This is a genomic window from Cellulomonas sp. URHE0023 (assembly GCF_000688475.1).
GTDB lineage: Bacteria > Actinomycetota > Actinomycetes > Actinomycetales > Cellulomonadaceae > Cellulomonas.
Genome location: NZ_JIAN01000005.1, coordinates 453,036 through 479,477, shown reverse-complemented (window position 1 = coordinate 479,477; position 26,442 = coordinate 453,036). Strand labels below are relative to the sequence as shown.

Sequence of the window (26,442 nt, the reverse complement as noted above, 5' to 3'; positions counted from 1 at the left end):
GTCGTCTCCGTCCCCCGGTACCCAGCACTACCCGAGACGGGTGGCGCACCGACCACGGGAGAGTCGGTGCGCCACCCTGCGGCTACCCGGGCCGGCGTCACCGGCCGACGATCGCCCACCCGTGCGGGCCGACGGCGCCGGCAGGGGAGCCCTCGCTCGCCGCCAGCACCTCGCCCGCGGGAACGGCGAACGCGTCGTCACCCAGGTTCAGCGCGACGACGATCGTCTTCGCCGGGTCGTCGACGGACCGCACCTCGTAGACGAACCGTTCGTTGGCCAGCTCGACCTGCCTGGTCCGTGCGTCGTGGAGCCACGGGTGGCGCCGCCTGAGCCCGATCAGGTCCTGGTGCACACGCAGGATCGCGGCAGCGCGGTCGTCCGCCGCAGGTGCGCCGGCCCCGTCCGCGTCGCCCCCGCCCGCGTCGCCGCCCTGTGCGCCCGGCCCGTCCGCCGGGAACTCGGGGCGCACCGCGTCGTCGCCCCCTGCGCGGTCCTCCTTCACGCCCGTGAGCCCCAGCTCGTCGCCCGCGTAGACCGATGGCGTCCCGCCCACCGTGAGCAGCACCACCAGTGCGTGCGCCAGGTGCCGCGGGTCCGTGATCTTGCTGGCGATGCGTGTGACGTCGTGGTTGCCGACGAAGGTCATCGGCACGAACGTGTCGAGGAACTCGTCGTGCCGCGTGAGCGACCAGGCGAGCTCCCAGAGGTTGACGTCGTTGATCGAGCTCCAGATCGCCTTCCACAGCTCGTACTGGGTCAGGGAGTCGACGCCCGAGTCGCGGACGAACCTGGAGTAGTCGCCGTGGATGACCTCCGCGACCACCCACGCGTCCGGGTGCTCGGCGCGCACGCGGGGCAGCACCTCGGCCCAGAAGCTCGTCGGCACCGCGTACGCGGCATCGAGGCGCCACCCGTCCGCACCGCGACCGAGCCAGTGGTTCATCACGCGGACCACGTAGTCGACGACCGAGGGGTGTCCGTGGTCGAGAGTCACCAGGGCGCCGTGCCCCTCGAAGCTGACGAAGTCCGTCGGCCCGCCGCCGTCGGTACGCAGCAACCACACCTCGTCGTCGGACCGGCCCTCGGCCGCCTCGATGGACCGGCGGGCGATCTGCGAACCGAGGCCGACGTGGTTGAACACCCCGTCCAGCAACACCCTCAGGCCGCGACGGTGAGCCTCGTCCACGAGCATGTCGAAGTCCTCGTCCGTGCCGAGCCGCGGGTCGATCCGCAGGTGGTCGACGGTGTCGTACCCGTGGGTCTCCGAGGCGAAGACCGGTCCCAGCGCGATCCCCGATGCGCCGATCGCGATCGCATGGTCGAACCAGCCGGCCATCCGCCGCAGCCGGTGCTCGTCCACAGTCGCTCCAGCCTGCGGGTAGGCACCCACGAACCCCAGCGGGTACGTGTGCCACCAGATCGCGTGCCGTACCCAGTCGGGCCCGCGCCGGGCCTGCGGGCGTCCCGTGCCCGTCGCGTCCTCGGGCGTCGGGGCAGGGTCCGGGTCCGTGGTGCTCACTCGCTCAACCTATGTCCGTCGCCAGCAGCTGGGTCACCCGCACGCGCCCGACCTGCGCGGGACATCCGAGCCGTGAGACGACGCTCTGCTTCGCTTGTCATCCCGGTCGTCGCGCCGCGAGGATGCCCGTCCCGACGGCATCCCGGACAGGTCGACATGAGCTCCTTCCACTGGTTCCTCCCCACCAACGGTGACGGCAGACATGTCGCCAACGTCGTCGCGGCGGCCGGTGTCGCGCGACGCGTCCTGACGCGTCCTGCGTCGCTCGCCTACCTCGGCCAGATCGCCCGGGCGGCCGAGCAGTCGGGATTCGACGCGGTCCTGACGCCCACCGGTGCGGCCTGCGAGGACGCCTGGATCACGACCGCGTCGCTCCTGTCCGTCACCGAGCGACTCCGGTTCCTCGTCGCCTTCCGGCCGGGCTTCCTGCTCCCGACGTTGGCCGCCCAGCAGGCGGCGACCTTCCAGCGGCTGTCCGGCGGCCGTCTCGCGGTTAACATCGTGACCGGTGGCGATCCTGCCGAGCAGCGCGCGTACGGCGACACCCTCAGCCACGACGAGCGGTACGCGCGGACGGCGGAGTTCCTCGAGGTCTTCGACGGGCTCTGGGGGCCGGCGCGGTTCTCGCACGCGGGGTCCCATTACACCGTGACCGACGGTGGGTTCCCGTCGCTGCAGGCGCCACGCCCTGACGTCTACTTCGGTGGTGCCTCGCCCGCTGCCGAGGCGGTCGCCGCCCAGCACGCCGACGTCTACCTCGCCTGGGGCGAGCCGCTCCCCGCCCTCGTCGAGCGTGTGACTCGCGTGCGCGCGGCTGCGGCGGCCCTGGGGCGCGCGCCTCGGTTCGGCGTCCGCCTGCACGTCATCTCCCGTGACACCGCCGACGAGGCGTGGGCCGAGGCTGACCGCCTGCTCGCCGGCATGGACCCCGAGGCGCGCGCAGCGGCCCAGAGGCGGTTCACGACGATGGAGTCCGTCGGCCAGGCGCGCATGACCGGCCTGACGCAGGGTCTCAGTCCTGCGGGGTCGGCGTACGAGCAGCAGGTCGGCCCGAACCTCTGGGCGGGGATCGGCCTGCTGCGCGAGGGGGCTGGGACTGCCCTCGTGGGGAGCCACGACGAGGTTGCCGACCGCCTTGTGGAGCTCGCCGGCGCAGGCTTCGACGAGTTCATCCTGTCCGGCTGGCCGCACGTGGAGGAGGCCTACCGGGTCGGAGAAGAGGTCCTCCCACGCGTAGCGCTCCGGACGGCGCCCCAGCCGGTGCTCGCGTAGGCCAGCCCCGGCCGGTCTGACGTCAGACGTCCTCCGTGGGGCCGAGGGTCGGATACCGCTTGCGCAGGACCGGGGGAGCGGCCCACCACCACGACTCGGCCAGGTGAGCGTCGAGTGTCGCGGCGTCGACAGCCGCCAGAGAGATCAGGACCAGGTTGGTCCCCAGGTGGTGGTCGGTCGTCGAGTACAGCCCGGGCATCTGCTCCACGAGCGCCAACCGCTCTCCGTCGTCCTCGACCCGGACGGTCAGCCGGGCGTCGTCCCACATCCGGGCAACCATGTTCCGGTGGAACCACGCGGGCTGCCCCCAGCTCGCCCGCTCCGTGACCTCCGGCAGTGCGAGCGCTGCCCGTCGCGCATCGCTCTCGTCCATGCACCCATCCAAGCGCGGTGCACCGACACGGGCTTGACGCCGGATGTTCTGGCTTCCCGCATCGGCCCGCGTTCGAACACATGTACGATCGACCGGTGACGCGCGAGCCGCACGAGCGCAGATCTGGGGAGCACGAGAAGCGGACACGAAAGAACGGGCTGGGGCGATGGTCCGGGAGATCGACTGGTCGAAGTGGCGACGGACGCCGCTGGGCTGGGTGCGGGTACCTCCGGCCGGCTGCCCTGCGGGGCATCGGTGGACCACGAGCGGGCCGGGGAGACCGTCGGAGCGGTTCGTCACGTGCGGGTGCACCGTGGACAGGCACCACACGCTCTGGGTGTGCCCGACGTGTGGCATGCACTGCGCCGAGGGGTGCACCGACGCGTCGAAGTGGGCCGGCACCACGGTGTCGTCGGGCATCGACGGGACCCGGCGCGGGACGGTGTGAAGCGACGGCGTGCGGAGCGTCAGGGTGTGGGCGTCACCGCGCGGACGACCGCGCGGGTGAACCTGCGGACGTCGCCGGTCAGGGCCGTGCCGACGATGACCCCGAGCGCGATGGAGAAGAGCGCCAGGCTGGTGTCGATGACGTCGGTGACCCCGGCCGGGACGCCGGTCGCGAGCTCGGACACACCTCGGAACCCGAGGGCTCCGGGGAGCAGGAGCCAGAACGCGGGCAGCATGGTGACGATCGCGGGCGGACCGGTCGGGGCCCTCGCGATGACCCTCGAGACGGGGACGAGCACGAGCCCGCCGACGAACCCCGACAGCTGCGGCGAGAGCAGGACGAGCCCGACGCTCTGTGCCGCGAACGCGGCGTACAGCGCGAGCAGCAGCCACCAGAACGACCGACGGGGCGGCGAGGAGAAGTACCGGTGCCCGATGGCCACGAACAGGACCCCGACCCACGCGGCCCACGGCCCGAGCAGGGGCGAGCTCGTGTCGGTGGAGAACGGTCCGGCCACGGTGACCGCGGCGACGACGCCGAACGCGAGGAGCAGGAGCTGTGCGATCCCGTAGACCAGCCGTGACGCCCCCGCGATGACCTGGTTGCTGGTGAGCTCCATGGCTGCGACCGTCAGCACGGCACCGGGCAGGAAGCTGACGAGCGGCGGTGCGAGCAGCCGGATCGGGTCGATGTCGAGGGCGGGGGCGACGACGGTGATGGTCGCGTGGGTGACCAGGAAGGCGGCGACCACGGGGAGGGCGGTGGAGAGCGTGGGCCAGCGGTCGGCGACCAGCCGAAGGACGCCCACGGCGGCGCCCATGGCCAGGTACACGGGCAGGGCGTGCACGGTCGGGTAGAGGATCAGCCCGAACCCGAGCGTGAGCAGGGCGTGGCCGAGGACGGCCGCGAGCGGTCCGTAGTGGGGCGGCATCGCGAGGATCTGCCGCAGGCGGCCGCGTGAGGCGCCGAGGTCGGCGGTCCCGGTGGTCAGGTCGCGAACGAGCCGGTCGACGGCGCCGATCTGGTGCAGCGGCAGGGTCGTCTCGGTGTTGGGCCCGGTGAAGTCGCTCTCCGGACCGTCGGCGGTCTCGACGTGGATGAACACGCCGGTCGGCAGGACCAGGGTCCGCACCCGGTCCGCGCCGTAGGCCTGTGCGATGTCCCCGATCTGCTGCTCGGTGTCCATGACGGACTGTCCTGACGAGAGCAGCGCGGCACCGAGCTCGCGCAGCAGCGGCACGAGGTCGGGGGGGACGGTCGGCAGCTCCCGGGGCTCGGCGATGACCCCGGGCGGCGGGGGCTCGGTCAGGATGCGCATCGCCCGCCGCAGCCGTCCGCCCAGGTGGACGCCGTGCGGCGCGGAGGCCGTGCGCAGCCGTGGCGACGAGTGCGCAAGGTGCGGAGGCACCGTCGCCGACGCAGCGGAGGGCGCAGGCTGCGACTCAGGCCGAGAGGCCGCCGGAGTCTGCGCCGGCGGTGGGAGGGGGACCGTCGAGGGATCGGTCATCGCGCGTCGAGGCGCGCGTCGACCTCGGCCATCCGCAGGCTCGCGATCCGCCGGACCGTCTCCTCGCTCAGCGGTGCGTCGGCGGGGAACTGCAGCGTCGCGCCCGACATGCGTCCCTCGGGCAGCGACCCGCCCAGCGATCGCGCGAGCGGCGGGCTCATGAGATGCAGGCTGCAGTGCGACGTCGCGACGGACAAGGCCACGAGACCGACTCCCCGGTAGGTGATCGTCGGGACCTGGTAGGAGATGACCTGCCCCGCATCCGGCACCGCGTCGACCAGCCGGTCGCGTACCACCCGGAGCGCGGATCCCTTGTCGGCGGGCACGGCCGCGAGGTACTCCTCGACGGTTGCGGCTGGGTAGCCCTCACGCGGCATCAGGTACCTCCTGAGGCCGATCGTACGGATCGTCGGCGCGTAGCGACACGAACTCGTCGGTGCCCAGCAGCCGGAGCGCCGCCCGTGTCCAGGCCGGCACCAGCCGTGCACCTTCGGCGCCGCGCAGGCGCACCGGGTCGGACAGGGCGAGCACGGTGCGGCGACGCACCAGCCGAGCGGGCCGACCCGCCTCGATGTTGCGCAGCCACTGCACCCGCGGGCCGTACGTCAGAGCGATCGTGACGCGCGAGCCCGACGGGAACGCCATCACCGGGGTCCGGAACCGTCGACCGCTGGAGCGCCCGACGTGATGCAGCGTGGCGAGGGGTGGCACGTCGTCGGAGAGCAGGCTGAGGAGCGGGTTGGCGACCCGCCGGTTCACTCGCGTCACCCACAACGGGAGCGGCATGGTGCGGAGGCTAGGGCCGATCCGCGCCGCGCGCGACCGTTGGACACCGGTGGTCTCGTCCAGCGGGACCCGAGTTGCCGCCGTCGCCGCACGGTGGTCACGGTGGACCGTACGCGGAACGAAGGCGTACGCAGGAGAACGCCGATGGAAGGAGAGCGACGTGCTCACCCTGACCGACAGCGCACACACCGCGGTCCATACCCTCACCACCAGGGCCGGGCTTCCCGAGGACACGGGCGGCCTGCGGATCGCGCAGCAGGAGGCCGGAGGATTCGAGCTTGCACTCGTCCCGGAGCCGGTCCCGGGCGATGATGTGGTGACGGACGGTACGAGCCGCGTGTACGTGGACCCGCAGGCGTCCGTGACACTGGCTGACCAGCGCCTCGACGTCGAGTCGGCCGCCACTGGCACGGCATTCACGCTCGAACCGCAGTAGGGCCGCAGCAGCGCGCGGAAGCACGGCTTACTCGGGGCCGCAGCCCCGGAGCGCCTGTGCACGGCCGGGGCACGACCGGCCCGGGTGCACGGGCAGGAAACGACGAGGGCGGGAAGCCACGGCTTCCCGCCCTCGTTGCGCACCGGTCCGGTGGTGGGCACCGGACCAGTGGTGTCAGGCGCCGCCCAGGAGCTGGTCGAACGACGGCACCGCGTCGTAGAGGCCGACCGGCGCGGACGGTTCCCGGTCGGCAACCATCTCCGCGAGCTCTCGGCCGGCACGACGGATCCGGTTGGGCAGCGGGTTGACGTCGTCGCCGCCACCGTCGGCCCAGTCGTCGGTGGCCGCGAACACGGCCGTACCGGCGACGTCGGCACGCAGGTAGGCGAACAGCGGTCGCAGCGCGTACTCGAGCGCGAGCGAGTGTCGCCCGGTGCCGCCGGTCGCGCCGACCAGGACGGGACGTCCGACGAGCGCGTCCTTGTCGAGGATGTCCATGAACGACTTGAACAGGCCGGAGTAGGACGCCGAGAAGATCGGCGTGACCGCGATGACGCCGTCCGCCGCGGTCACCTTCTCGATGACGTCCTTGAGGGGGCCGGAGGCGAAGCCGGAGAGGGTCATGTTGACCACCTCGTGGGCGACGTCGCGCAGCTCCACGGTCTCGACGTGCGCGGTGATGCCGCGCGCGGCGAGCTCGGTGACGGTGGCGTCGGCGAGGCGGTCGGCCAGCAGACGCGACGACGAGGGCTGGGACAGCCCCGCCGAGATGACGACGATCGAGCGGTCGCTCATCGCACGTCCTTTCCAGAAGAGAGGGTCATGACTGCAGCGAGTCCTCGGCCCGGAGGCCGGTGAAGGTGTCCTCGGCAACGACCTGCTCGTGCACGGTACCCGCAGCGCGTGCCGCGGCCACCCGAGAGGCGTGCGAGGGCGGGTCGGCCGGCACGTGGGCAGGGCGCGCGGCCTCGGCCTCGGCGCGGAGCACCGGGACGACCTCGGTCGCGAGGATGTCGATCTGCTCCAGGACGGTCTTCAGCGGCAGGCCTGCGTGGTCCATGAGGAACATCTGACGCTGGTAGTGGCCGACCTGCTCGCGGAACTTCCCGTACCGGTCGATGACCTCCTGAGGGCTGCCGACGGTCAGCGGGGTGTCGCGCACGAAGTCCTCCATCGACGGCCCGTGTCCGTAGACCGGGGCGTTGTCGAAGTAGGGCCGGAACTCGCGGACCGCGTCCTGCGAGCTCTTGCGCATGAACACCTGCCCGCCGAGCCCGACGATCGCCTGGTCCGCCTGCCCGTGCCCGTAGTGCTCGTAGCGCTGACGGTAGAAGTTGACCATCTGCGCGGCGTGCTCGAGCGGCCAGAAGATCGCGTTGTGCAGGAACCCGTCACCGTAGTAGGCGGCCTGCTCGGCGATCTCGGGGCTGCGGATCGAGCCGTGCCAGACGAACGGCGGGACCCCGTCGAGCGGGCGCGGCGTCGAGGTGAAGCCCTGCAGCGGACCACGGAACTTCCCCTGCCAGTCGACGACGTCCTCCTCCCAGAGGCGGCGCAGGAGCGCGTAGTGCTCGATGGCCAGGGGGATGCCCTGGCGGATGTCCTGACCGAACCACGGGTACACGGGGCCGGTGTTGCCGCGGCCCATCATGAGGTCCATGCGGCCGTCGGAGATGACCTGGAGCATCGCGTACTCCTCGGCCAGGCGGACGGGGTCGTTGGTCGTGATGAGCGTCGTCGCGGTCGACAGGATGATGTTCTTCGTCGTTCCCGCGAGGTAGCCGAGCATGGTGGTGGGCGACGAGGGGACGAACGGCGGGTTGTGGTGCTCGCCGGTCGCGAAGACGTCCAGACCTGCGGCGTCGGCGTGCTGGGCGATGGTGAGCATGTTGCGCACCCGCTCCGTGTCGTCGGGGGTCCGGCCGGTCGTGGGGTCCGTGGTGACGTCGCCGACGGTGAAGATCCCGAACTGCATCTCTCTCGCCTCACAGGGTGATCCATGGTTCATGCGTTTGCATGTACTTGCCGCTTCAACTGAAGCCCCGCCGTGCCTATTCCCCGGCCTGTGGTGCGAGGTTGCTTACCGATAGCGTGGTCAGCACCGACCGGTGACGGAGGGCACTTCGCGTGGCAGACGACCAGATCAGGGTCCTCGTCGTAGAAGACGACGTGGACACCGCGCAGTACGTCCGCACGGTGCTGGAACGGCGTGGCGGCATGGCGGTCACGGTGGTGCACGAGCCCATGTCGGCTCTCGCCGAAGTGGCGCGCGCCCGGTTCGACGTGGTGCTCACCGACATCCAGATGCCGGGGATGACCGGGCTCGAGCTCCTCGACGAGCTGCGGTCGCGCGCGGCCGGAACGCCCGTCGCGGTCATGACCGCGTTCGCGAGCGTCGACTACGCGGTCGAGGCCCTGCGGCGCGACGCCGACGAGTTCCTCGTCAAGCCTGTCGCGGCCGCCACCTTGCTGGAGCGGATCACCGCGCTCGCGGCGCTGGGGCGTCAGCGACGCGACACGCACGAGTCGCACGACGTCGTGCTCGCGGTAGGAGCCCATCCCGACGACGTCGAGATCGGCGTCGGGGCGACGCTCGCCTCGCACCGCGCGGCCGGCGACACGGTCGTGATCCTGACGCTCTCGAGCGGGTCCGTGGGCGGCGACGTGCAGGCTCGCCGGCACGAGGCGCTAGCGGCCGCGGCGATCATCGGGGCGCGCCTGTACCTGCACGACTTCGAGGACACGCGCATGGACCCGGCGGGCGGGCTCATCGCGACGATCGAGGAGACCATCGGCGTGGTGGAGCCCACGCTCGTCTACACGCACAGCGAGCACGACCGCCACCAGGACCACCGCGCGGTCCGACAAGCGGTCGAGGTGGCCGCCCGACGCGTCCCCTCCCTCGCCTGCTTCCAGAGCCCGTCGTCCACGATCGACTTCCGACCCACCCGGTTCGTGCCGGTCGACGGCTTCATCGACACCAAGCTGCGGATGCTCGCGGCGTTCACGTCCCAGTCGCACCGGGACTACATGGAACCCGAGCTCGTGCGTGCCACCGCCAGGTACTGGGCGCGGTACGGGGCTGGGACGTTCGCCGAGCCCCTCGAGACCATCCGCGTGTCCGGGATGCTGCGCGCTGGCGCCGGGCTCGTCTCGGCCGTGCCCGAGGACCGGACGGACGAGCAGGAGGCGCGCTCATGAAGGTTCTGGTCACCGGCGCAGGTGGGCCCGCCGGTGTCGCGGTCATCCGCTCGCTCCTGCGCCGCGGCGACGTCGAGGTGTTCGCGGCCGACATGGACCGCTGGGCGAGCGCCCTCTACCTCGTGGATGCGCAGCACCGGCGACTCCTCCCGGCAGGCAAGGCGCCCGACTTCGTCGACGTCGTGCGTCAGCTGTGCGCCGACGACGCGATCGACGTGCTCTTCCCGACGGTCGACGTCGAGCTGCCGCTCCTGGCGGCGGTCCGCGACGACCTCAGCGGCGCGGTCCTCGCGTCCCCGTCGTTGACCACGCTCGAGACCTGTCTGGACAAGCTCGCGCTGGCCCGGGCGTGCGCGCGGACCGTCCGCGTGCCCCGGACCGAGCTGCTCGGCACGGTGCAGGCGACGAGCGGCTGGGACTTCCCCGTGATCGTCAAGCCGCGCCGCGGAGCCGGCTCGCGCGGCGTGCGGACCGTGCACAGCCAGGCCGAGCTCGACGCCGTGCACGACGAGGAGGACCTGATCGTGCAGGAGCTGCTCCCGGGTGACGAGTTCTCGGTCGACGTCCTCGCCGACCTGGAAGGTCACGTGGTCGCGGCCGTCCCGCGCGCTCGTCTGCGCGTGGACTCCGGTGTCGCGGTCGCGGGTGTCACCGTGCACGACGACCTCCTGATCGAGACGGCGTCGGCGATCGCGCGTGCCGTCGGCCTGACCACGGTGGCGAACGTCCAGCTCAAGTACGACGCCGCGGGGGTGCCGGCCCTGCTCGAGGTGAACCCGCGCTTCCCGGGCGCCATGCCGCTGACCATCGCGGCGGGCGTCGACATGCCGTCGCTGACCCTCGACGCCGTCCTGGGCCGGCCGGTGCCCGCGCACGTCGAGTTCACCGAGATCGCGAACGTCCGCTACCTGGAGGACGTGTTCCTGCCGATCGACCAGGTGCTGAGACCACGATGAGCCGGCGCGTCATCGGCCCCGACGAGGACCACCACGTCCACTCGACCTTCTCCGATGACGCGGTCAGCACGCCGGCGCAGAACCTCGCGGCCGCCGACCGTGCGGCCCTGCGCGTGGTCCGGATGGTCGACCACGTGCGCGAGAGCACCACGTACGTGCCCGAGTTCCTGGCCGCGGTGCGCGCCCTCCCACGGATCGAGGGCCTCACCGTGCTCACGGGTGTCGAGGCCAAGATCCTGGACGCCGACGGCACGGTCGACGCCCCACCGGAGGTGCTCGCCTCGATCGGCGAGCCCCACGGTGCCGACCGCGTCCTGCTGGCCGACCACCAGGTCCCGGGGCCCGACGGACCGTGGAGCCCGCACGCGACGCTGCAGCGGATCGTCGACGGCCTGGACCCGCAGGACGTGATCGAGATGCTGCTCACCGCCACGATCCGCGCGATCCAGCGGGTGGGTCCGGCTCAGCTCGCACACCCGTTCTCGGTGCTGCCCAAGATCGGCATCAGCGAGGACGACGTCCCCGACGAGCTCCTGGACGCCCTGGCCGACGTCGCCATCGCCGCGGGAACGCTCGTCGAGGTCAACGAGAAGTGGCAGTGCCCGAGCACGCGGGTCGCGGACCGCTGGCGGGCCGCGGGCGTCCAGCTGGTCCCGTCGACCGACGCGCACACGGAGGCGGACGTCGGCCGCTACGAGTGGGTGTGCACGGCGTGACCGTCCCGTGGCGCGACGTGCTGGTAGCGGTCCTGGCCGCATGCGTCGGCATCGGCGCGATCCCCGTCCTCGCTGGGCTCTACCAGTACCTCCTGATCCCCGTGCACGCGTTCCGCAACCACCTGAGCCGTGCGGCCCCGTACCTTCCCCGGGTCGTCGTGATCGTCCCCGCGTGGAACGAGGGCGCGGTCCTGGGTGCGTCGCTCGACCGGCTGATGCGGCTGGAGTACCCGCCCGACCGGCTGCGCGTGCTCGTCGTCGACGACGCGAGCACCGACGACACCCCCGACGTCGTGCGCGCCAAGGCGGCCCAGTACCACGACCGGGTCGTGCACCTCCGGCGCGAGCAGGGCGGGCAGGGCAAGGCGCACACGCTCAACCACGGGATCGCGGTGGCGCTCGCGGACGACTGGATGCAGGCGCTGCTGATCATGGACGCCGACGTCATCTACCACCCCGACTCCTTGCGACGCATGACTCGGCACCTGGCGGACGAGCAGGTCGGTGCGGTCACGGCGTTCATCCGCGAGGGCAGCCGGCGGCCCGGGAGCGTCGCGCGCTTCGTCGGGTACGAGTACGTGACCGCGCAGGCGGCCGCGCGCCGCGCGCAGAACATCATGGGGGCCATGGCGTGCCTGGCGGGTGGGGCGCAGCTGCACTCGCGAGCGAACCTCGAAGCGGTCGGAGGGCGCGTGGACACCAGCACGCTCGCCGAGGACACCTACACGACGTTCCTCACGCAGCTCGCCGGGCGCAAGGTCGTGTTCGAACCTGCAGCCGTCGTGCTGGCCGAGGAGCCGGACACCGTCACCGCCCTGTGGAAGCAACGCGTCCGGTGGGCCCGTGGCAACGTGCAGATCACGCGGACGTTCCGTCGGGTGTGGTTCCGCCCGCGCCGCGGGCACGGCCTGGGCCGGTTCGACTTCGGCGTCATCTGGTTCGCCATCTACCTGCTGCCCGTGGCGATGGTCCTGGCTGCCGTGGGGCTCGTCGGGCTCTACTTCGTCGCCGAGGTGACGGCGACGTTGGCGTTCCAGTCGCTGTGGTGGATCGCCGTGAGCGCCTACGTCTTCATCACGGTCACGACGATGCTGCTCGACCGTGAGACCGCCAGACGGTCGTGGCTCCAAGGACTGCTGTTCCCCGGTGTCGGGGCACTCGTCGTCATGGTGGCCGCGTGGTTCCCGAACCTCCTCGAGGTGCGGCTCCCGGCCCTGTTCGGCTGGGAGATGACCCCCGCCGGCCGAGAGGTGTGGACCCTGACCCTCTACGCATGGTCCGTCCTGGCGATGCTGCTGGCGTGGGGCGTCAAACAGCTCGAGCGGACCCGGGTCCTCAAGCCCCTCGCGCTGCCTCTGCTCTACCTCGTGGGCTTCGGACCGGTGCTCTGCGCGATCACCCTGGACGCCTACGTCAAGCAGTGGCGGGGTGCGGCCGCGGTGTGGGACAAGACCGAGAAGACGGGCCGGGTGATGGGATGAGCAGCGGGTCCTGGGCGACCCTCACAGACGAGGCCCTCGCCGACGAGATCGAGGCCAACGGCCGGACCGAGCGCAGGCTCCTCGTGGGAGTCGCCGTCGTCGCCGCCGTCTGCACCGTCGCCGTGCTCGTGCTGCACGGACCGGTCACGAGCGACGACGTGGACCAGGCGCCCGGCGCCCACTCCGTGGCGGTCCGATGAGCGACCCGGCCTGGGACGGCGTCGACCGACGGGTCGGCGACGACCGCCGCAGGGGAACATCGCGCGCAGGTTCGGGGCGCCGGTCCACGGACGGCGAGACGCACCTGACCACCTCGATCCACCGCCTGCTGGGCCCGGACGCGTCGGTCCTCGAACGGCAGCTCCCGTTCCTGGTCCTGTACCTGGTGTCGATGCTCATCGTCCTGTCGCCGTCGCTCACGGTCCCGCACCCAGGGTTCCTGGTCGTTGCCGGGGTGATCGTCGCAGTGCAGGCGCTCGCCGCCCGGCTGCTGCCCTGGGACCGCTGGCCCGAAGGTGCGCAGGACGTGCTGCCGCTCGTCCTGATCTTCAGCGTGGGCGTGGTGCGTGCCGGCACGGGGACCGTGGGGCCGCTGTTCACGACGATGGTGTTCCTCCCGGTGATCACGCTTGCGTCGCAGCAAGGTCGTCGGGGTGTCGTGCTCGCGACGGCCGGCGTGGCATCTGTGGTCTTCGCGCCCCCGATCCTCGACCCGACCCTGCACGTCACGGGCGACACGATCCTGCGCAGCTTCTACCTCTCGCTCGTCGCATTCGTCGTCGCGGTGACCGTGCACGAGATCACGGACCGTCTACGGGCCCGCACCATCGCCCTGGAGCGTCTCCAGCTCCAGCAGACGGCGCTCCTCGAGCGTGCCCGGCGGGACGCGACCGAGCTCGGGCGCGTCGCCGACAGGCGTCGTGCGGCTCGTGACCAGCTGATCTCGGTGATCGACTCGGCGACCGAGCAGGCCATCATGGCGACCGACGCGGACGGCATCATCGAGGTGTTCAACCCCGGGGCGGAGCGGCTGCTCGGGTACTCGCAGGGTGAGGTCGTCGGGCGCCTGCCCGTGACCGCGTTCCACCAGCAGTCCGAGCTCGACGAGCGTCGTCGAGGCCTCGTCGACTACGCCGACGACGGTGACTCGCCGCTCGGGTTCGACACGATCGTCGCGGCGGCGCTGGCCGGGCGTCCGGAGGTGCGCGACTGGACGTACGTGCGCCGGGACGGCACGACGCTGACCGTGAGGCTCGCGGTGACCCGCCGCGAGGACGTCGACGAGTCGGCTGCCGGCTACGTGGTCGTCGCCACCGACGTCACGGCCGAGCGCGAGGCCGCGCGTCTGCAGGACGAGTTCGTCAGCCTGGTCAGCCACGAGCTGCGCACGCCTCTGACGTCGGTGCTCGGCTACCTCGACCTCCTGACCGACGGCACCGACCCGCTCACCGACGACCAGCGCGAGTACCTGACCGTCATCGACCGCAACGCCCGCCGGCAGCTGCGGCTCGTCGGTGACCTGCTGCTGACGGCTCAGGTGGACGCAGGAAAGTTCTCGATCTCGCCGCAGCGGCTCGATCTCGTCGACGTGGCGCGGGCGTCCCTCACCTCGGCGACGCCGGTCGCCGAGGCCGCCAGGGTCCAGCTCGACCTCGTCGCGGAGCCCACGGTGGTGGACGCCGACCCGGTGCGGCTGGCTCAGGTGCTGGACAACCTCATCTCGAACGCGATCAAGTTCACGCCGGCCGGGGGATCGATCCGGGTGTCCGTCGAGCCGACCGCGCTCGGCGCGCGGATCGCGGTCGCGGACACCGGGATCGGCATCCCACCGGACGAGCTGGAGTCGCTCACCACGCGGTTCTTCCGGGCGTCGACAGCCACCAGGCGGGCCATCCAGGGCGTCGGGCTGGGACTGGCGATCACCAAGGCGGTGGTCGACGCCCACGGGGGGACCCTGTCGATCGCGAGCCTGGTGGGCGAGGGGACGACCTTCACGATCGAGCTGCCGGCGACGCCTCCCGGGTAGCCGCACGCCGGCAGGTCGGACATTCGGGATGTATCAGGCGGTCGACGGCCTGCCCTTCTAGCCCGTGCGCCGATGTGGCGCGGACCTCACGTCGCGCGGACCCCGCGCCGGACACCCGAAGGACAGAACGCATGACCATCCTCAGCTCGCACGTCGGCGCGGACCACCGCCCCGTCCCGGCCGCTGCCCTCACAGCACTCGCCGACGCCGGAGTCCCGGTGCACCTGCCCGGGACGGACGGGTACGTGGCGCTCACCCGCACGTCGAACCTCGTCAAGGCCATCGCGCCGGCCGGAGTCGTCGCCGCGCGCGACGCCCAGGACATCAGCCTGACGTTGCGGCTGGCCGCTGCCGCGGGCGTGCAGGTCGCCGTCCAGGGGACCGGCCACGGTGCTACCGAGACCATGCAGGACGCGATCCTGGTCAGCACGGTCGCTCTCGACGAGGTGACGCTGCATGCTCAGGACCGCTGGGTCCGGGTCGGCGCCGGCGTGAAGTGGCAGGCGGTCCTCGACGTGTGCGCGCCGCACGGGCTTGCCGGACTGGCCGGTTCGTCGCCCGACGTGGGCGTCGTCGGGTACCTCACGGGCGGCGGTCTCGGCCCGGTCGCGCGCACCCACGGGCTCGCGTCCGACACCGTCCGAGCGTTCGACGTCGTCACGGGCGACGGTGTGGTGCGCCGCGCGAGCGCCACGGAGAACGCGGACCTGTTCTGGGGTCTGCGCGGCGGGAAGGGCACCCTCGGCATCGTCACCGCGGTCGAGATCGACCTCGTCGAGCAGGCCGAGCTGTACGCGGGCGCGTTGTGGTTCGACGCCGCCGCCGCACCGGCAGTGATCCGCACGTGGAGCCTGTGGTCCTCGCTGCTCCCTGAGGCGGGGACGACGTCGTTCGTGGTCATGCGGCTTCCCGACATGCCCATGTTCCCGGAGCCGCTGCGGGGCCGGACGTCGGTCTCGGTGCGGTTCGCGTGGACCGGTGACCCCTCCGTCGGTGCGGAGATGATCCAGCCGCTGCGCGCCCTGGCCGAACCGGTGATCGACACCGTGCGGGTCATGCCCTACTCCGAGCTCGCCGAGGTGCACTCGGACCCGGTCGAGCCGATGCCCCTGTACGAGCGGAGCAGCCTGCTGGCCGACTTCGGTCCGGAGGCGGCCGAGCGGCTGATCGACCTGGTCGGGCCGGACGTGCAGACCAGCGTCTCGGGTGTCGAGGTGCGCCAGCTCGGGGGCAAGGTCCGCGACGACCGTGGCGTGCCGAGCGCGTTCGCCCACCGGGACGCGGAGTTCTCCGTCTTCTCGCTCGCGCTGATGATCCCTGAGATCGCGCAGGCGGTCGTCAGCGACAGTGCCCGGCTGCACGACGGACTGGCCCCGTGGGCCGTCGACGGAGGGCTGCCGAACTTCACGGACACGGCGGGCCCGCAGTGGGCGGCGCGCGTGTTCACCCCCGAGGTCGCCGTGCGGCTGCAGCGGCTCTCTCGTGCGTTCGACCCGGACGGTGTGCTGCTCGCGGCGCGAGGGGTCCGGTCGTAGGCAGCGCGGGCCGGTCGACGGTTCCGCCAGGACCCGTCAGGGCGTCGGGGTCGGTGTGGCGGGCACGGTGAACGTCACATCGACCTGCGTCTCGTCGGTGAGCTGGGCGGACGTCGACGAGACCAGGGGACCGACGAGGGCGGCGGCACCGATCAGGAGCACGACGACGAGGCGGGTGATCGAGCCGCGGTCCCGGGCGAGGAACGCGACCCGCGGGTCGGCGGGCGACTCATTCGAGGAGGAGGTCATCGACCCTCCTGTCCGCGCTCGAGCGGGGTCGGTCGTGGTCTGAGCGGCGACGGTCGTGAACGGCCAGCAGCTCGAGGGTCGCGAGCGCGAGCAGCGGAGGGACCAGCATGACCGCGCGGCCGACGTTCGAACCCGCCCAGCTCAGGACCCATCCCCAGCCCGGGTGGACCGCGAGGACGACGCCACGCACCCGCTCGACCGGGGTCGCGTTGACGTCGGCGTTCTGGTTGGCGTCGCCCTTGGTGATGACGTAGGAGCGCATCTTCGGCTGCCCCTGGGCGTCGACCTTCTGCACCGGGCGACCGGTCGTCTTGTCCGGCGCTGTCTCCGGGATCCGCTGCAGGGACACGATCCGGTGGGTGACGAGGTCCGTCGAGCCGACGGGCCAGAACGAGATGACCTGGTTCACCTTGAGCTCGGACTCGTCGGTGATGGCGCGCAGCACCACGGCGTCGCCTGCGTCGAACTTCGGGGACATCGATCCGGACGTCACCACGAGCAGCCTCTGGTCGTGCGTCTGGAACCAGAGCGGTACGGCCAGCGAGGCCGCGTAGGCGAGTCCGCACGCCGCCACGACCGCCCAGAGGAGGATGGAGAGGGCCCGCCGCCACGCCGGGAGGCGCGGACGCCGAACTGGCCCACCGGGCGTCCGGGGGGCCCTGCGGTCGATCAGCGGAGCGTCGGGGCTCCCGCTCGCAGCGGACATCTCAGGTTCAGTTGTTGAGGGTCTGCTCGGACGTGAACAGGAGGTTCAGCGTGACCGACGTGTCCTGGTACTCGTTGCCCGCCGAGAGGGGCAGGTCCACCCGGGCGCACAGGGTCTCGCTGTTCCCGATGCCGCTCGGGAGCAGGCGGTCGCCCCCCTGCTGGCCCACAGCCGGGTTCCCGACCAGGGGAAGGCCGGGAGCGACCGGCCAGTTGCTCACGGCCGCGGGCGGGGTGTTGATCGTGGTCGCTGCGTTGGTCCCGATCTCGGTGCACGAGCTCGCGTCCGGGACGGTGAACATCCGCAGCTCCAGGACGTCACTCAGGTCCCCGGTACCCGTGCCGGCGCCAGGAGCGCCGAAGTAGGAGATCGAGTAGCGAAGGCCGAGGGAGCCGTCGTTCGTGACCGTCACGGGAACGAAGGTCGAGTCTCCCGGCGCCAGGTTGGTCGGCGTGAAGGCGAACGGTGTCGACCCGCTCAGGGCCAGGCTGACGCTGCCCGTCTTGATGGATGCCGACATGGCGTCCTCGTCGGTGAACAGCGCCGACGTGGTCAGCGTGGTCGCGCCGACGGCGGCGAGCCCGACGATCGTGACGGTCGTCCACAGCCGGCGCCGGCGGGCGGCGTCCCGCGGGGCTGGGGCGGGGTTGATCATCTCGTGCAGCAGGTCGTCCATCATCGGCGCACCGTCCAGAGGGCGTAGGGCGAAACGGTTCCATCGGCATCTCGTAGCCGACCTTGAGGGCAAATCCGAATTATCACTCGATGGTGTTGTCTGCCCGGGGTGGACGCGGGTGGCGCGCGAGCCTGACCGGTCCGGGACGGTCGTCGTGCGCGACCACGACGGACCCGGTCGCCCTGCTCCGTCCGCGCCGCGGTCGCGGTGCTGCATCGACGGGTGGCAGGTCGTCGGGAGGCACGGCCTTCGAGTACAGGAACCCTTGCGCCTGGTCGACGCCGAGGCGTTGCAGGATGGCGGCCGTACCGACGTCCTCCACGCCCTCGGCGACGACCTGCAGGTCGAACGAGTGGGCCAGGTCCACCATGGCCTGCACGAGGACGTCCGAACCCTCACGACCGCCGTTGCCGAGGTCCGACACGAAGAGCCGGTCGATCTTGAGCTCGTCGACGGGCAGGTCGCGCAGCTGGGAGATCGACGTGCTCCCGATGCCGAAGTCGTCGATCGCCACCCGGATGCCCAGAGCGCTCAGCCGTTCGAGCACGGGGACCACACGCGACGGGTCCGCAACCAGCGCCGTCTCGGTGATCTCCACCTCGAGGAGGTCCGCGGGCACGTCGTGCTCGTCGAGCAGCTGCTCGATCAGCTCGACCACGGCGGGCGTCGTGACGTCGTGCGCGGAGAGGTTGACCGCGACGGGTGTCGCCCGGCCCTGCGCCCGCCAGGCGGCGAGCTGCGTGATGCACTCGATCAGGACGTAGCGCGTGACGTCGTGGATGAGGCCCGACTGCTCCGCGAGCGGGATGAACAGGTTGGGCGGCAGCAGCCCACGGGTCGGGTGGACCCAGCGCACGAGTGCCTCGAGGCCGATCGTGCGACCCGTCGCCAGCTCGATCTTCGGCTGGTAGTGCATGCGCAGCTCGCGCGGCTCGCCTTCGGCGGGGGTCAGGGCACGGTGCAGGTCACCCAGCAGCACCAGGCGGGCGGGCGACGAGTCGTCCTCGTCGGAGGAGTAGACCGAGACGCCGGTCCGGTGGTGCTTGGCCGCGTACATCGCGACGTCCGCCGTGCGCATCAGGGACGACGCGTCCGTCGCGTGGTCGGGAAGGCACGCGACGCCGACGGAGGTGTCCACGTGCAGGGGCAGCTCACCCAGCATGAACGGCGGCACGAACAGACCGCGAACCCGCCGGGCCAGCCGTTCCGCGTTCGCCACGGACCGGACGTCCGGCAGGAGGATCGCGAACTCGTCCCCACCCAGGCGCGCCACGATGTCGTCGTCCCGCAGCGCGCCGCGGAGCCGTTCGGCCACCTGCTCGAGCAGCTCGTCCCCGCGGTCATGACCCAGGGAGTCGTTGATGTCCTTGAACCGGTCGATGTCCAGGAGCATGAGGCCGACGCGGCTCCCGGTCTCCTGCGCCTCCAGGATCGCTCGCCGCATGCGGTCGGCGAGCATGCGCCGGTTGGGCAGCCCGGTCAGCGAGTCGAGGAGCGCCAGCCGGGCGTTCTCCAGGGCCGTCGCCTGGAGGCGTCGCGACGTGGTGAACACGGTGCGGAACAGCAGCATCCACAGCAGGACCAGGCCCAGGACGACCACGACCGACACGGTCCGGACCGCGTCGGCGAGCGCCGTGGACGCATCCGTGTGGTCCAGCATGACCTCGGCAGCGCCGACGATCTCGTGCGCGCGGGGCATCGGCGAGAGGGTCGAGCCGCGCGTCATGGTGTCGTCGACCGCGACCGGGACGTAGACGTCGAGGACCTCGCGCTCGGTGCTCTGATCCGAGCTCAGGCTGACGCCGCGCACGTCCGTGATGATCTGCGCATCGGGCGTGCGGGTCGTCATGACCCGGTCGAGCCGGTCGCCCGCGGGGAACGCGGTCGTGGTCTGCGTGGCCGAGCTGTACATGAGCGACCCGTCCTGCGCCCACAGCCGCAGCTCGACGAGGCGGTCACCGAACCCTGCCGTCGCCACCTCCACAGCGGCTGCCTCTGCGGAGCTGAGTGCGTCCGGCAGGACGAACGACTCCGTCGGGACGGTGGCCGTGGCGTAGGTCTGGACGGACTCGGCTGCGTTGATCCCGTCGCGGATGGCCTGGTCGCCCATGACGGACCAGGTGACCCACACGAGGGCGACGCCGAGCGCGGCCATCGCCAGGATGCTGACGACCGCGAAGTAGCGTGTCAGCGACCAGCGACGGCGGGCGGCTCCGGGCACGGCGTCCTCCAGTGGCGGGCACCCGCTGCGCCCGCTTCGCCGAGAGTATGCGGAACTGCGCGCCGAATGACGAGTGTCCAGGTCGGAGCGTCGACCGGAGCGTCGGGAACTCTTGCGCCTGCCTCGTGGTTGCACAGGGCGTCCATCGATCCTGGAGGGAGTCCCATGACGTACGAGGTCACCAAGACCGAGGAGCAGTGGGCGTTGGAGCTCGAGCCGCAGGAGTTCGCCGTCCTGCGCAAGGCAGGTACAGAGCGGCCGTGGACGGGGGAGCTGCTGGACGAGAAGCGGCAGGGCGTCTACAGGTGTCGGGCGTGCGCCAACGAGCTGTTCCGCTCCGACACCAAGTTCGACTCGCACTGCGGGTGGCCCAGCTTCTTCTCGCCCTTGGCGGGCGACCGGGTCGAGCTGATCACCGACCGCACGCTGGGGATGGTGCGCACCGAGGTGCGTTGTGCGCGCTGCGGCTCGCACCTCGGGCACGTGTTCGACGATGCTCCCCAGACCCCCACGGGTGACCGGTTCTGCATGAACTCGGTGAGCCTGACGTTCGAGCCCGGTGAATAGTCCGCACTTGTGAGCGTGTGGGGCGTTCACGGACGGGTGTCGCCACGGCGTGCCGAGGCGACACCCCGTCCGAGTGACGTCCGGATGGTCGACGGTGCTGAAGTCCGGGACCAGCCGTGCCGATAATGCACGCATGGAAGATGTCCTGACCGTGCGGAGGTGGCGGCGCTATGGCGCCGATCGCCTCTTCGTCACGCAGGAGACCGGTCGGAGGGTCGGCTCCGTCGACCTGCAGTCCGGTGAGGTCGTCGCCGACGACCCGGTGCTCGAGCCCGGGGTGCGTCGCGCAGCGCAGGCCTACCTCCGTGCAGACGTCACCGAGCTCGCCCTTCCCATGGCCACCCCCGGGGTCGGTGCCTTGGACGCGGCCGACGATGCCGCGCTTCAGGCCTGGCTCGGTGGCGACGACTGGGACGCGATCGACCTGGACGGCGTCCGTGCCGAGCGCGGTAGCTCGGTCCGCACCCGTCTCGAGCGTCTTGTGGACGAGGGCTGGCAGGTCATCCACGACGTGCCGCTCGGGCGTCAGGGCAGCCTCGTCGAGCACCTGCTGATCGGTCCGGGAGGGGCGTTCACGGTCGCGGAGCGCCGGCACCCCGGGCAGAAGGTCGTCGTCGACGGCCGATCCCTGGAGGTGGACGGCCGCTCGATGCCGTACCTGCGGGACGCGAAGCTCGAGGCCGGCCGTGTCCGAGGTCTGCTTTTGTCCGCGGGGTGCGCGAACGTGAACGTCCGCGGCGTGGTCGTGGTGCAGGGTGACCTGGAGATCCGTTCCGGTGCCGTGCAGAGCGAGACGGTCGTGATGGCGCGGCAGGACGTCCAGAGCATGTTCCGTGCGATGCCTGTTCGCCTCGACGTGCACCGCGTCGCGGCGATCGCCCACGTGGCCCGGCAGCGCGCGACCTGGTCCCGCTGACCTCGAGCCGCACTCCTCGCGTTCTACCAGCGGATCGACCCCGTCGTTCCGGACCTGATCCCCCGTAGCCCATCCACGGCCTGACCGGTACGACCATGATGAGCGGGTGGACATTCCCGAAGGCACGCTCTGGAAGACCGACACGCTAGGGCCGGACTGGCGGCGCTGGGCTAGGTGGTCGATCACGGTAGCCGTGATCGGTGGGAGCGGTCTGCTCCTGATCCGCCTCGAGCAGCGGGTCCTCGGCTACGCGCTGACTGGCCTGGCGGTGCTGCTCCTGGTCGTCGCCGTGGCTCGGTGGGTGTACGACCGCACCAGCGTCGTGGAGGCGCGCGTGGTCGAGGAGTCCGAGCCGGTGATCTGGATGCGGACGGTCGGTGGTCGCGAGGCCCGGTTCAGCCCGGATGGCATCGCGAGGGTCACCCTGGTGTGCACACCGTTTGCGAGTGGTCCCGACACGAGCGGCTCAGAGCGGGCGTTCGTCCGGCAGGAGTACCGGAACGCCGTGCTGCACCTGCGGACACGCAGCGGGCACCGCGTGCACGGGCGGGCTGCGCCCTTCGTCAGCAAGGACGAGATGGATCGTGTGATGGCCGAGTGGAGCCGCGTGTGTCCGCAGGCTCACCAGAACCAGGAGTACCGCCCCGTCGGCACCGGCACCGGCGACTGAACCTCCGGCGCGCTGGACCAACAGGTCGGAGATGGCGCACGGAGCGATGGCTTCGGCTTCTGCACGGCGAACAGCCCGCTGAGCGAGGTGCGCGCCCCGGACGTGTCGTCACAGCACCGCCTCTGGGTGCTGGCACCCAGGCGACATCGTTGAACTGGTGAAACACCAATCCCGACCTGGTGGCGACGGGTCCTTCGTGAGCCGCGTCCGCGAGGATGGTCCCGTGGTCGACGACACGTTGCGGCAGCTCGAGCGCGAGATGGGACTTCTCCTGCGCAGGGCTCAGGCGTCCTCGGCGGCGATCTCGCGGCACGTCCACCCGGACCTGGAGCCGGCTGCGTACGCGCTCCTGTCGATGATCGCGTCGACCCCGGGCGTGCGAGCCAGCGACCTCGCCGCGAACATCGGTGTGGGTCGCGGCACGATGTCCCGGCAGCTCGCGAGGCTCGGCGAGCTCGGCCTGGTCTCCCGGAGGCCGGATCCCGACGACTACCGCGGTCAGCTGCTCGATCTCACCGACGAGGGTCGACACCGGTTCCAGACCGCGCAGACCGCGCGCCGCGTCTTCTTCCGTACGGCGCTCAGCGGCTGGTCCGAGGACGATATCGGCTCGTTCGCGGCGCAGGTCGCCCGGCTGAACGCTGACCTCGCCGCCGCTCGAGAGCCCAAGAGCTGACACGCGCCACCCCCGGTCGGAGGGGATCGGGGGTGGCGCGTGCCGATACCTTGGCCTACCTCGCAGAGCCCCGCGACTCGAGCGAGTCCTGCGTCAGCTCGTCGAGCTCCTCGTCCAGGGTCGACGGGCTCGACGCGTCACGCTCCGGCAGTCCGCCCTGTGCCTCGAGGAGCTGCTCGATCCCCGAGCGGGTGCCGAGCGGCACCTCCTTGAGGAACAGCACCGCGACCAGGGACACCAGCGCGATCGGTGCGGCGACCAGGAACAGCTCGGCGATCGCCGTCCCGAACGACTGCTCCACGATCACGCGGATGTTGTCGGGCAGGGTCGACAGGTCGGGCAGTGCGTCGCCGCCGCCCATGAGCGACGGGTCGATCCCGGCGCTGGCCAGACCGCTGATCATGAGGCTGGTCACCTTGTTGCCCAGGACGGCGCCGAGCACCGAGACGCCGAGCGCGCCGCCGAGCGTCCGGAAGAACGCCACGGTAGCCGTGCCGGAGCCGACCTCCGTGATGTCCAGGGTGTTCTGGACGGCCAGGACGAGGTTCTGCATGAGCATGCCGACGCCGAGCCCGATGACCACCAGGTACGCGCTGACCAGGGTGAAGCTCGTGTCGTAGTCGATGGTGCCCATGAGCGTCATGCCGCCGGTGAGCAGGATGGCGCCGGCGATCATGAACTTCTTGTAGCGGCCGGTGCGGCTGATGATCTGGCCAGAGACCGTCGAGGAGACGAGCAGGCCGACGATCATCGGGATGGTGAGCAGGCCGGACTGGGTCGGCGTCTTGTCACGCGCCAGCTGCATGTACTGGCTGAGGAACACCGACGTGCCGAACAGGGCGACGCCCACGGAGATGCTCGCGATCACGGCCATGACCAGCGTGCGGTTCTTGAACAGGTGCAGCGGGATGATCGGCTCGGCGGCGCGGGTCTCGGCCCAGACGGCCAGCCCGAGGGCGAGGACCGAGCCGCCGACCATCGCGAGCGTCTGCCAGGAGGCCCACGCGAACGAGCTGTCGGCGAACGTGATCCACAGGAGCAGCAGCGCGATGCCGATGGACAGCAGCGTGGCTCCCAGGTAGTCGATCCTGACGGCGCGCTTGACGCGCTTCGGCAGGTGCAGCGTGCGCTGCAGCACGACGATGGCGGCGACCGCGACGGGCAGTCCGACGAAGAAGTTCCAGCGCCATCCGGGTCCGTCGGTGATCACGCCACCGAGCAGGGGTCCGCCGACCATGCCGAGGCCCATCACGGCGCCCATGAGGCCCATGTACTTGCCGCGCTCGCGCGGGCTGATGATGTCGGCGATCAGGACGGTGCCCAGCGCGGTCAGGCCGCCGGCGCCGATGCCCTGCAGTGCGCGCATGCCGATGAGCATCTCGGTGCTGTGCGACAGCCCGGCCAGTGCCGACGACGCGACCGAGATCACGAGCGCCAGCTGGATCAGCAGCTTGCGGTCGACCTGGTCGGCGAGCTTGCCCCAGATCGGCGTGGAGATCGTCGTGGTCAGCAGCGTCGCGGTGACCACCCACGTGAACGCGGACTGGGAGCCGCCGAGGTCGGAGATGATCCGCGGGAGCGAGGAGGAGACGACGCTCGTCGCCAGGATCGAGACGAACATGCCGAGAAGGATCCCGGAGAGCGACTCCAGCACCTCGCGGCGCGTCATGGTCGGGGCGGCGTCGTGCTCTGCCGTCGTGGCGGGCTGGGTGCGTGTCGCGGACATCTCTCGTTCTTTCTTTCGACGGGGTGCGGACCCGGGGCGTCGTGGGCCTCTCGATCGCTCGCGCGACGCGTCGAACTGTGTGCTCGGTACAACCGTATATCGACATTTGCTCTAAGCAACTGAGATGTTCGTTTGTTCCCGTCCGTGCGGAGCTCGCGGTCATCGGCCTGCATCCGGCGCGGCGCGGCCGCGGGCAGACGAACGGCGCGGCGGGACCGGGAGGTCCGCACCGCGCCGTCGTGGACCGTCCCGACGACGGATCGCATCCCCGTCAGGCGGATGCGGCCGTTCCTCGTCGGGAGCGGTCGACCTTGACGCCCTCCATGTCCTCGAGCTCGATGCCCTTGGTCTCGGGCACCTTCCACAAGGTGAACAGGAAGGAGAGTGCAGCGAATATCGCATACATCAGGTACGGGATCGATGCCCCGAACCGGTCGAGCAGCGGCGGGAACGTCACGGTGATCGCGAAGTTGGCGATCCACTGGGCCGCCGCGGCGAGGCCGAGCGCCGCCGCGCGGATGCGGTTGGGGAACATCTCGCCCAGGAGCACCCAGACGAGCGGGCCCCAGGTGGCGCCGAAGAAGACCACGAACAGGTTGGCGGCGATCAGCGCGATGACGCCCCACGGCTCGGGGAGCGTGATGTCGTCGCCTGATCCCGAGGCCTGGGTGAAGGCCAAGGACATGACGCCCAGGGTCACGGCCATGCCGACGGAACCTGTGAGCAGCAGAGGTCGGCGACCCACCTTGTCGATGAGTGCGATCGCGATGAAGGTGACGAGCACGTTGGTGACCGACGTGATGGTCGAGAACAGGAACGAGTCGCTCTCCTCGAACCCGACGGCCTGCCACAGCGTGGTCGAGTAGTAGAAGATCACGTTGATGCCCACGAACTGCTGGAACACCGACAGCAGGATGCCGACCCACACCACGGGGAGCAGCCCGAACCGGGGCCCCCGCAGGCTGGCCTGAGCCTCGAGCTTCTTGTCCGTGGCGATCGTGTGCTCGATCTGGACCACGTGGTCCTCGACGTCGGCTCCCTCGCCGAGGGTCGACGCCAGGACGGTCTTGGCCTGCTCGCGGCGACCGGTGGCGATGAGGTAGCGCGGCGACTCGGGGATCCGCAGGGACAGGTATCCGTACACGGCGGCCGGGATGGCCGCGACCATGAACATCCAGCGCCACGCCTCGAGGCCCAGCCAGAGCGTCTCGGACGCGCCGCCGGCCGCGCCCTGCAGCAGCTGGTCGGACAGCAGGGCGGCGAAGATACCGAGCGTGATGGCGAGCTGCTGGAGCGAGCCCAGCCGTCCGCGCATGGCCGCCGGCGCGATCTCTGCGATGTAGGCCGGCGCGATCACGGAGGCGATGCCGATGCCGATGCCCGCGAGCACGCGCCACAGGATCAGGTCCCAGACTCCGGTGGCGAGGCCGGACAGGATGGACGAGACGAAGAACAGGATCGCGCCGACCAGCATGACGCGGGTGCGGCCGAACTTGTCGGCCAGCTTGCCGCCGAGCCACGCGCCGAACGCGCAGCCGAGCAGGGCGACCGCGACGACGAACCCGGTGAGCGACGAGCCGATCCCGAAGTCCTCCTGGATGGCGTCGACCGCGCCGTTGATGACCGAGCTGTCGAAGCCGAACAGGAAGCCGCCGACCGCCGCCGCGATGGCCAGGCCGATCGCCTTGTTCTTGTAGGGGCTTGGTCCGGCCTCGCCGGTCGGTGGCATCGATGCGTGCGACATGTTCCTGACCTCCCCGGTCGCCGGGTGGAGCCCCC

Annotated in this window: 26 protein-coding genes; 13 read left to right on the top strand and 13 right to left on the bottom strand. The window is 71.1% G+C overall.

The features are described from left to right. Window positions 1-97: 97 nt before the first annotated feature. The gene (locus tag N553_RS20675; protein WP_081844320.1) at window positions 98-1,519 is read right to left on the bottom strand and encodes an alpha-amylase family glycosyl hydrolase; all 1,422 of its coding nucleotides are present in this window, start codon (window positions 1,517-1,519) and stop codon (window positions 98-100) included. A gap of 156 nt (window positions 1,520-1,675) precedes the next feature. Between N553_RS20675 and N553_RS0102345 the strand changes: the two genes are divergently transcribed. Beyond that, entirely contained in the window at window positions 1,676-2,791 is a 1,116-nt protein-coding gene (locus tag N553_RS0102345) for an LLM class flavin-dependent oxidoreductase (protein ID WP_028045204.1), read from the top strand. A 22-nt stretch (window positions 2,792-2,813) separates the two neighbouring features. On the opposite strand, the gene N553_RS20670 is transcribed toward N553_RS0102345, so the two are convergent. The 4 genes from N553_RS20670 to N553_RS0102320 all read right to left on the bottom strand — a co-directional run bounded on the left by N553_RS20670 (window position 2,814) and on the right by N553_RS0102320 (window position 5,905). Beyond that, window positions 2,814-3,164 carry an MmcQ/YjbR family DNA-binding protein gene (locus tag N553_RS20670; RefSeq protein WP_034620503.1) on the bottom strand — a complete coding sequence of 117 codons (351 nt, stop codon included), beginning with the start codon at window positions 3,162-3,164 and terminating at the stop codon, window positions 2,814-2,816. Between the two features lie 467 nt (window positions 3,165-3,631). Next, a complete protein-coding gene (locus tag N553_RS0102330) occupies window positions 3,632-5,020 on the bottom strand; it encodes a threonine/serine exporter ThrE family protein (RefSeq protein ID WP_197029885.1) in 1,389 nt (462 codons plus the stop codon). A gap of 95 nt (window positions 5,021-5,115) precedes the next feature. Then, the gene (locus tag N553_RS0102325) at window positions 5,116-5,496 is read right to left on the bottom strand and encodes an iron chaperone (protein ID WP_028045201.1); all 381 of its coding nucleotides are present in this window, start codon (window positions 5,494-5,496) and stop codon (window positions 5,116-5,118) included. Then, entirely contained in the window at window positions 5,486-5,905 is a 420-nt protein-coding gene (locus N553_RS0102320; RefSeq protein WP_028045200.1) for a nitroreductase/quinone reductase family protein, read from the bottom strand. The genes N553_RS0102325 and N553_RS0102320 overlap by 11 nt, the downstream gene beginning before the upstream one ends. Window positions 5,906-6,065: 160 nt before the next feature. Here N553_RS0102320 and N553_RS0102315 point away from each other — a divergent pair, with 160 nt between their 5' ends. Continuing rightward, window positions 6,066-6,341: an adhesin gene (locus N553_RS0102315; protein ID WP_028045199.1), complete on the top strand. Its 276-nt coding sequence runs from the start codon at window positions 6,066-6,068 to the stop codon at window positions 6,339-6,341. 174 nt (window positions 6,342-6,515) lie between these two features. Here the strand turns inward: N553_RS0102315 and N553_RS0102310 are convergent, their stop codons facing one another. Both N553_RS0102310 and N553_RS0102305 read right to left on the bottom strand, forming a co-directional pair. Further along, complete coding sequence (locus N553_RS0102310) at window positions 6,516-7,136, bottom strand: CE1759 family FMN reductase (RefSeq protein ID WP_028045198.1); 621 nt, start codon at window positions 7,134-7,136, stop codon at window positions 6,516-6,518. Between the two features lie 25 nt (window positions 7,137-7,161). Next, a complete protein-coding gene (locus N553_RS0102305; protein ID WP_028045197.1) occupies window positions 7,162-8,316 on the bottom strand; it encodes an LLM class flavin-dependent oxidoreductase in 1,155 nt (384 codons plus the stop codon). 152 nt (window positions 8,317-8,468) lie between these two features. Here N553_RS0102305 and N553_RS0102300 point away from each other — a divergent pair, with 152 nt between their 5' ends. The 7 genes from N553_RS0102300 (at window position 8,469) to N553_RS0102270 (ending at window position 16,256) form a co-directional block, all read left to right on the top strand. Further along, window positions 8,469-9,542, top strand: a complete 1,074-nt coding sequence (locus N553_RS0102300) for a response regulator (RefSeq protein ID WP_028045196.1) — start codon at window positions 8,469-8,471, stop codon at window positions 9,540-9,542. After that, window positions 9,539-10,498, top strand: a complete 960-nt coding sequence (locus N553_RS0102295) for an ATP-grasp domain-containing protein (RefSeq protein WP_028045195.1) — start codon at window positions 9,539-9,541, stop codon at window positions 10,496-10,498. Before N553_RS0102300 ends, N553_RS0102295 begins: the two co-directional genes overlap by 4 nt. Continuing rightward, entirely contained in the window at window positions 10,495-11,214 is a 720-nt protein-coding gene (locus N553_RS0102290; protein WP_028045194.1) for a PHP domain-containing protein, read from the top strand. The genes N553_RS0102295 and N553_RS0102290 overlap by 4 nt, the downstream gene beginning before the upstream one ends. Then, window positions 11,211-12,695 (top strand): glycosyltransferase family 2 protein, encoded by a 1,485-nt coding sequence (locus N553_RS0102285; RefSeq protein WP_028045193.1) that lies wholly within the window; start codon window positions 11,211-11,213, stop codon window positions 12,693-12,695. Before N553_RS0102290 ends, N553_RS0102285 begins: the two co-directional genes overlap by 4 nt. Continuing rightward, entirely contained in the window at window positions 12,692-12,895 is a 204-nt protein-coding gene (locus N553_RS0102280; RefSeq protein WP_028045192.1) for a hypothetical protein, read from the top strand. The genes N553_RS0102285 and N553_RS0102280 overlap by 4 nt, the downstream gene beginning before the upstream one ends. Beyond that, the gene (locus N553_RS20665) at window positions 12,892-14,721 is read left to right on the top strand and encodes a cell wall metabolism sensor histidine kinase WalK (RefSeq protein WP_051639761.1); all 1,830 of its coding nucleotides are present in this window, start codon (window positions 12,892-12,894) and stop codon (window positions 14,719-14,721) included. Before N553_RS0102280 ends, N553_RS20665 begins: the two co-directional genes overlap by 4 nt. Before the next feature lie 131 nt (window positions 14,722-14,852). Next, window positions 14,853-16,256, top strand: a complete 1,404-nt coding sequence (locus N553_RS0102270; RefSeq protein ID WP_028045191.1) for an FAD-binding oxidoreductase — start codon at window positions 14,853-14,855, stop codon at window positions 16,254-16,256. A gap of 36 nt (window positions 16,257-16,292) precedes the next feature. Here N553_RS0102270 and N553_RS0102265 read toward each other — a convergent pair whose 3' ends face one another. The 4 genes from N553_RS0102265 to N553_RS24040 all read right to left on the bottom strand — a co-directional run bounded on the left by N553_RS0102265 (window position 16,293) and on the right by N553_RS24040 (window position 20,108). Beyond that, window positions 16,293-16,505 (bottom strand): hypothetical protein, encoded by a 213-nt coding sequence (locus N553_RS0102265; protein ID WP_028045190.1) that lies wholly within the window; start codon window positions 16,503-16,505, stop codon window positions 16,293-16,295. Then, the gene (locus tag N553_RS0102260; RefSeq protein ID WP_028045189.1) at window positions 16,486-17,211 is read right to left on the bottom strand and encodes a signal peptidase I; all 726 of its coding nucleotides are present in this window, start codon (window positions 17,209-17,211) and stop codon (window positions 16,486-16,488) included. Before N553_RS0102260 ends, N553_RS0102265 begins: the two co-directional genes overlap by 20 nt. A gap of 7 nt (window positions 17,212-17,218) precedes the next feature. Beyond that, entirely contained in the window at window positions 17,219-17,890 is a 672-nt protein-coding gene (locus N553_RS0102255) for a hypothetical protein (RefSeq protein ID WP_028045188.1), read from the bottom strand. 79 nt (window positions 17,891-17,969) lie between these two features. Next, window positions 17,970-20,108 carry a bifunctional diguanylate cyclase/phosphodiesterase gene (locus N553_RS24040; protein WP_231505138.1) on the bottom strand — a complete coding sequence of 713 codons (2,139 nt, stop codon included), beginning with the start codon at window positions 20,106-20,108 and terminating at the stop codon, window positions 17,970-17,972. Window positions 20,109-20,273: 165 nt separating this feature from the next. Between N553_RS24040 and msrB the strand changes: the two genes are divergently transcribed. From msrB to N553_RS0102230, 4 genes are all read left to right on the top strand, one after another. Continuing rightward, on the top strand, window positions 20,274-20,675 hold the full coding sequence (gene msrB, locus N553_RS0102245; protein WP_028045187.1) for a peptide-methionine (R)-S-oxide reductase MsrB: 402 nt from the start codon (window positions 20,274-20,276) through the stop codon (window positions 20,673-20,675). Window positions 20,676-20,808: 133 nt separating this feature from the next. Then, a complete protein-coding gene (locus N553_RS0102240; RefSeq protein ID WP_028045186.1) occupies window positions 20,809-21,591 on the top strand; it encodes a nuclease-related domain-containing protein in 783 nt (260 codons plus the stop codon). Between the two features lie 106 nt (window positions 21,592-21,697). Beyond that, window positions 21,698-22,261 (top strand): hypothetical protein, encoded by a 564-nt coding sequence (locus tag N553_RS0102235; protein ID WP_156043662.1) that lies wholly within the window; start codon window positions 21,698-21,700, stop codon window positions 22,259-22,261. Window positions 22,262-22,484: 223 nt separating this feature from the next. Beyond that, window positions 22,485-22,937, top strand: a complete 453-nt coding sequence (locus N553_RS0102230; RefSeq protein WP_028045184.1) for a MarR family winged helix-turn-helix transcriptional regulator — start codon at window positions 22,485-22,487, stop codon at window positions 22,935-22,937. A gap of 55 nt (window positions 22,938-22,992) precedes the next feature. Here N553_RS0102230 and N553_RS20655 read toward each other — a convergent pair whose 3' ends face one another. Both N553_RS20655 and N553_RS0102220 read right to left on the bottom strand, forming a co-directional pair. After that, window positions 22,993-24,663, bottom strand: a complete 1,671-nt coding sequence (locus tag N553_RS20655; RefSeq protein WP_051639760.1) for an MDR family MFS transporter — start codon at window positions 24,661-24,663, stop codon at window positions 22,993-22,995. Between the two features lie 271 nt (window positions 24,664-24,934). Next, complete coding sequence (locus N553_RS0102220) at window positions 24,935-26,407, bottom strand: sugar porter family MFS transporter (RefSeq protein WP_028045183.1); 1,473 nt, start codon at window positions 26,405-26,407, stop codon at window positions 24,935-24,937. Window positions 26,408-26,442 lie beyond the last annotated feature (35 nt).

Bases quoted from the DNA above. Each gene is read 5' to 3' on its own strand.
- N553_RS20670 (WP_034620503.1), bottom strand. From the start codon at position 3,164: ATGGACGAGAGCGATGCGCGACGGGCAGCGCTCGCACTGCCGGAGGTC.
- N553_RS0102260 (WP_028045189.1), bottom strand. From the start codon at position 17,211: ATGTCCGCTGCGAGCGGGAGCCCCGACGCTCCGCTGATCGACCGCAGG.
- N553_RS0102265 (WP_028045190.1), bottom strand. From the start codon at position 16,505: ATGACCTCCTCCTCGAATGAGTCGCCCGCCGACCCGCGGGTCGCGTTC.
- N553_RS0102320 (WP_028045200.1), bottom strand. From the start codon at position 5,905: ATGCCGCTCCCGTTGTGGGTGACGCGAGTGAACCGGCGGGTCGCCAAC.
- N553_RS0102280 (WP_028045192.1), top strand. From the start codon at position 12,692: ATGAGCAGCGGGTCCTGGGCGACCCTCACAGACGAGGCCCTCGCCGAC.
- msrB (WP_028045187.1), top strand. From the start codon at position 20,274: ATGACGTACGAGGTCACCAAGACCGAGGAGCAGTGGGCGTTGGAGCTC.
- N553_RS0102290 (WP_028045194.1), top strand. From the start codon at position 10,495: ATGAGCCGGCGCGTCATCGGCCCCGACGAGGACCACCACGTCCACTCG.
- N553_RS0102240 (WP_028045186.1), top strand. From the start codon at position 20,809: ATGGAAGATGTCCTGACCGTGCGGAGGTGGCGGCGCTATGGCGCCGAT.
- N553_RS0102345 (WP_028045204.1), top strand. From the start codon at position 1,676: ATGAGCTCCTTCCACTGGTTCCTCCCCACCAACGGTGACGGCAGACAT.
- N553_RS0102255 (WP_028045188.1), bottom strand. From the start codon at position 17,890: ATGATGGACGACCTGCTGCACGAGATGATCAACCCCGCCCCAGCCCCG.
- N553_RS0102325 (WP_028045201.1), bottom strand. From the start codon at position 5,496: ATGCCGCGTGAGGGCTACCCAGCCGCAACCGTCGAGGAGTACCTCGCG.
- N553_RS0102305 (WP_028045197.1), bottom strand. From the start codon at position 8,316: ATGCAGTTCGGGATCTTCACCGTCGGCGACGTCACCACGGACCCCACG.
- N553_RS0102310 (WP_028045198.1), bottom strand. From the start codon at position 7,136: ATGAGCGACCGCTCGATCGTCGTCATCTCGGCGGGGCTGTCCCAGCCC.
- N553_RS20665 (WP_051639761.1), top strand. From the start codon at position 12,892: ATGAGCGACCCGGCCTGGGACGGCGTCGACCGACGGGTCGGCGACGAC.
- N553_RS0102270 (WP_028045191.1), top strand. From the start codon at position 14,853: ATGACCATCCTCAGCTCGCACGTCGGCGCGGACCACCGCCCCGTCCCG.
- N553_RS20655 (WP_051639760.1), bottom strand. From the start codon at position 24,663: ATGTCCGCGACACGCACCCAGCCCGCCACGACGGCAGAGCACGACGCC.
- N553_RS0102220 (WP_028045183.1), bottom strand. From the start codon at position 26,407: ATGTCGCACGCATCGATGCCACCGACCGGCGAGGCCGGACCAAGCCCC.
- N553_RS0102295 (WP_028045195.1), top strand. From the start codon at position 9,539: ATGAAGGTTCTGGTCACCGGCGCAGGTGGGCCCGCCGGTGTCGCGGTC.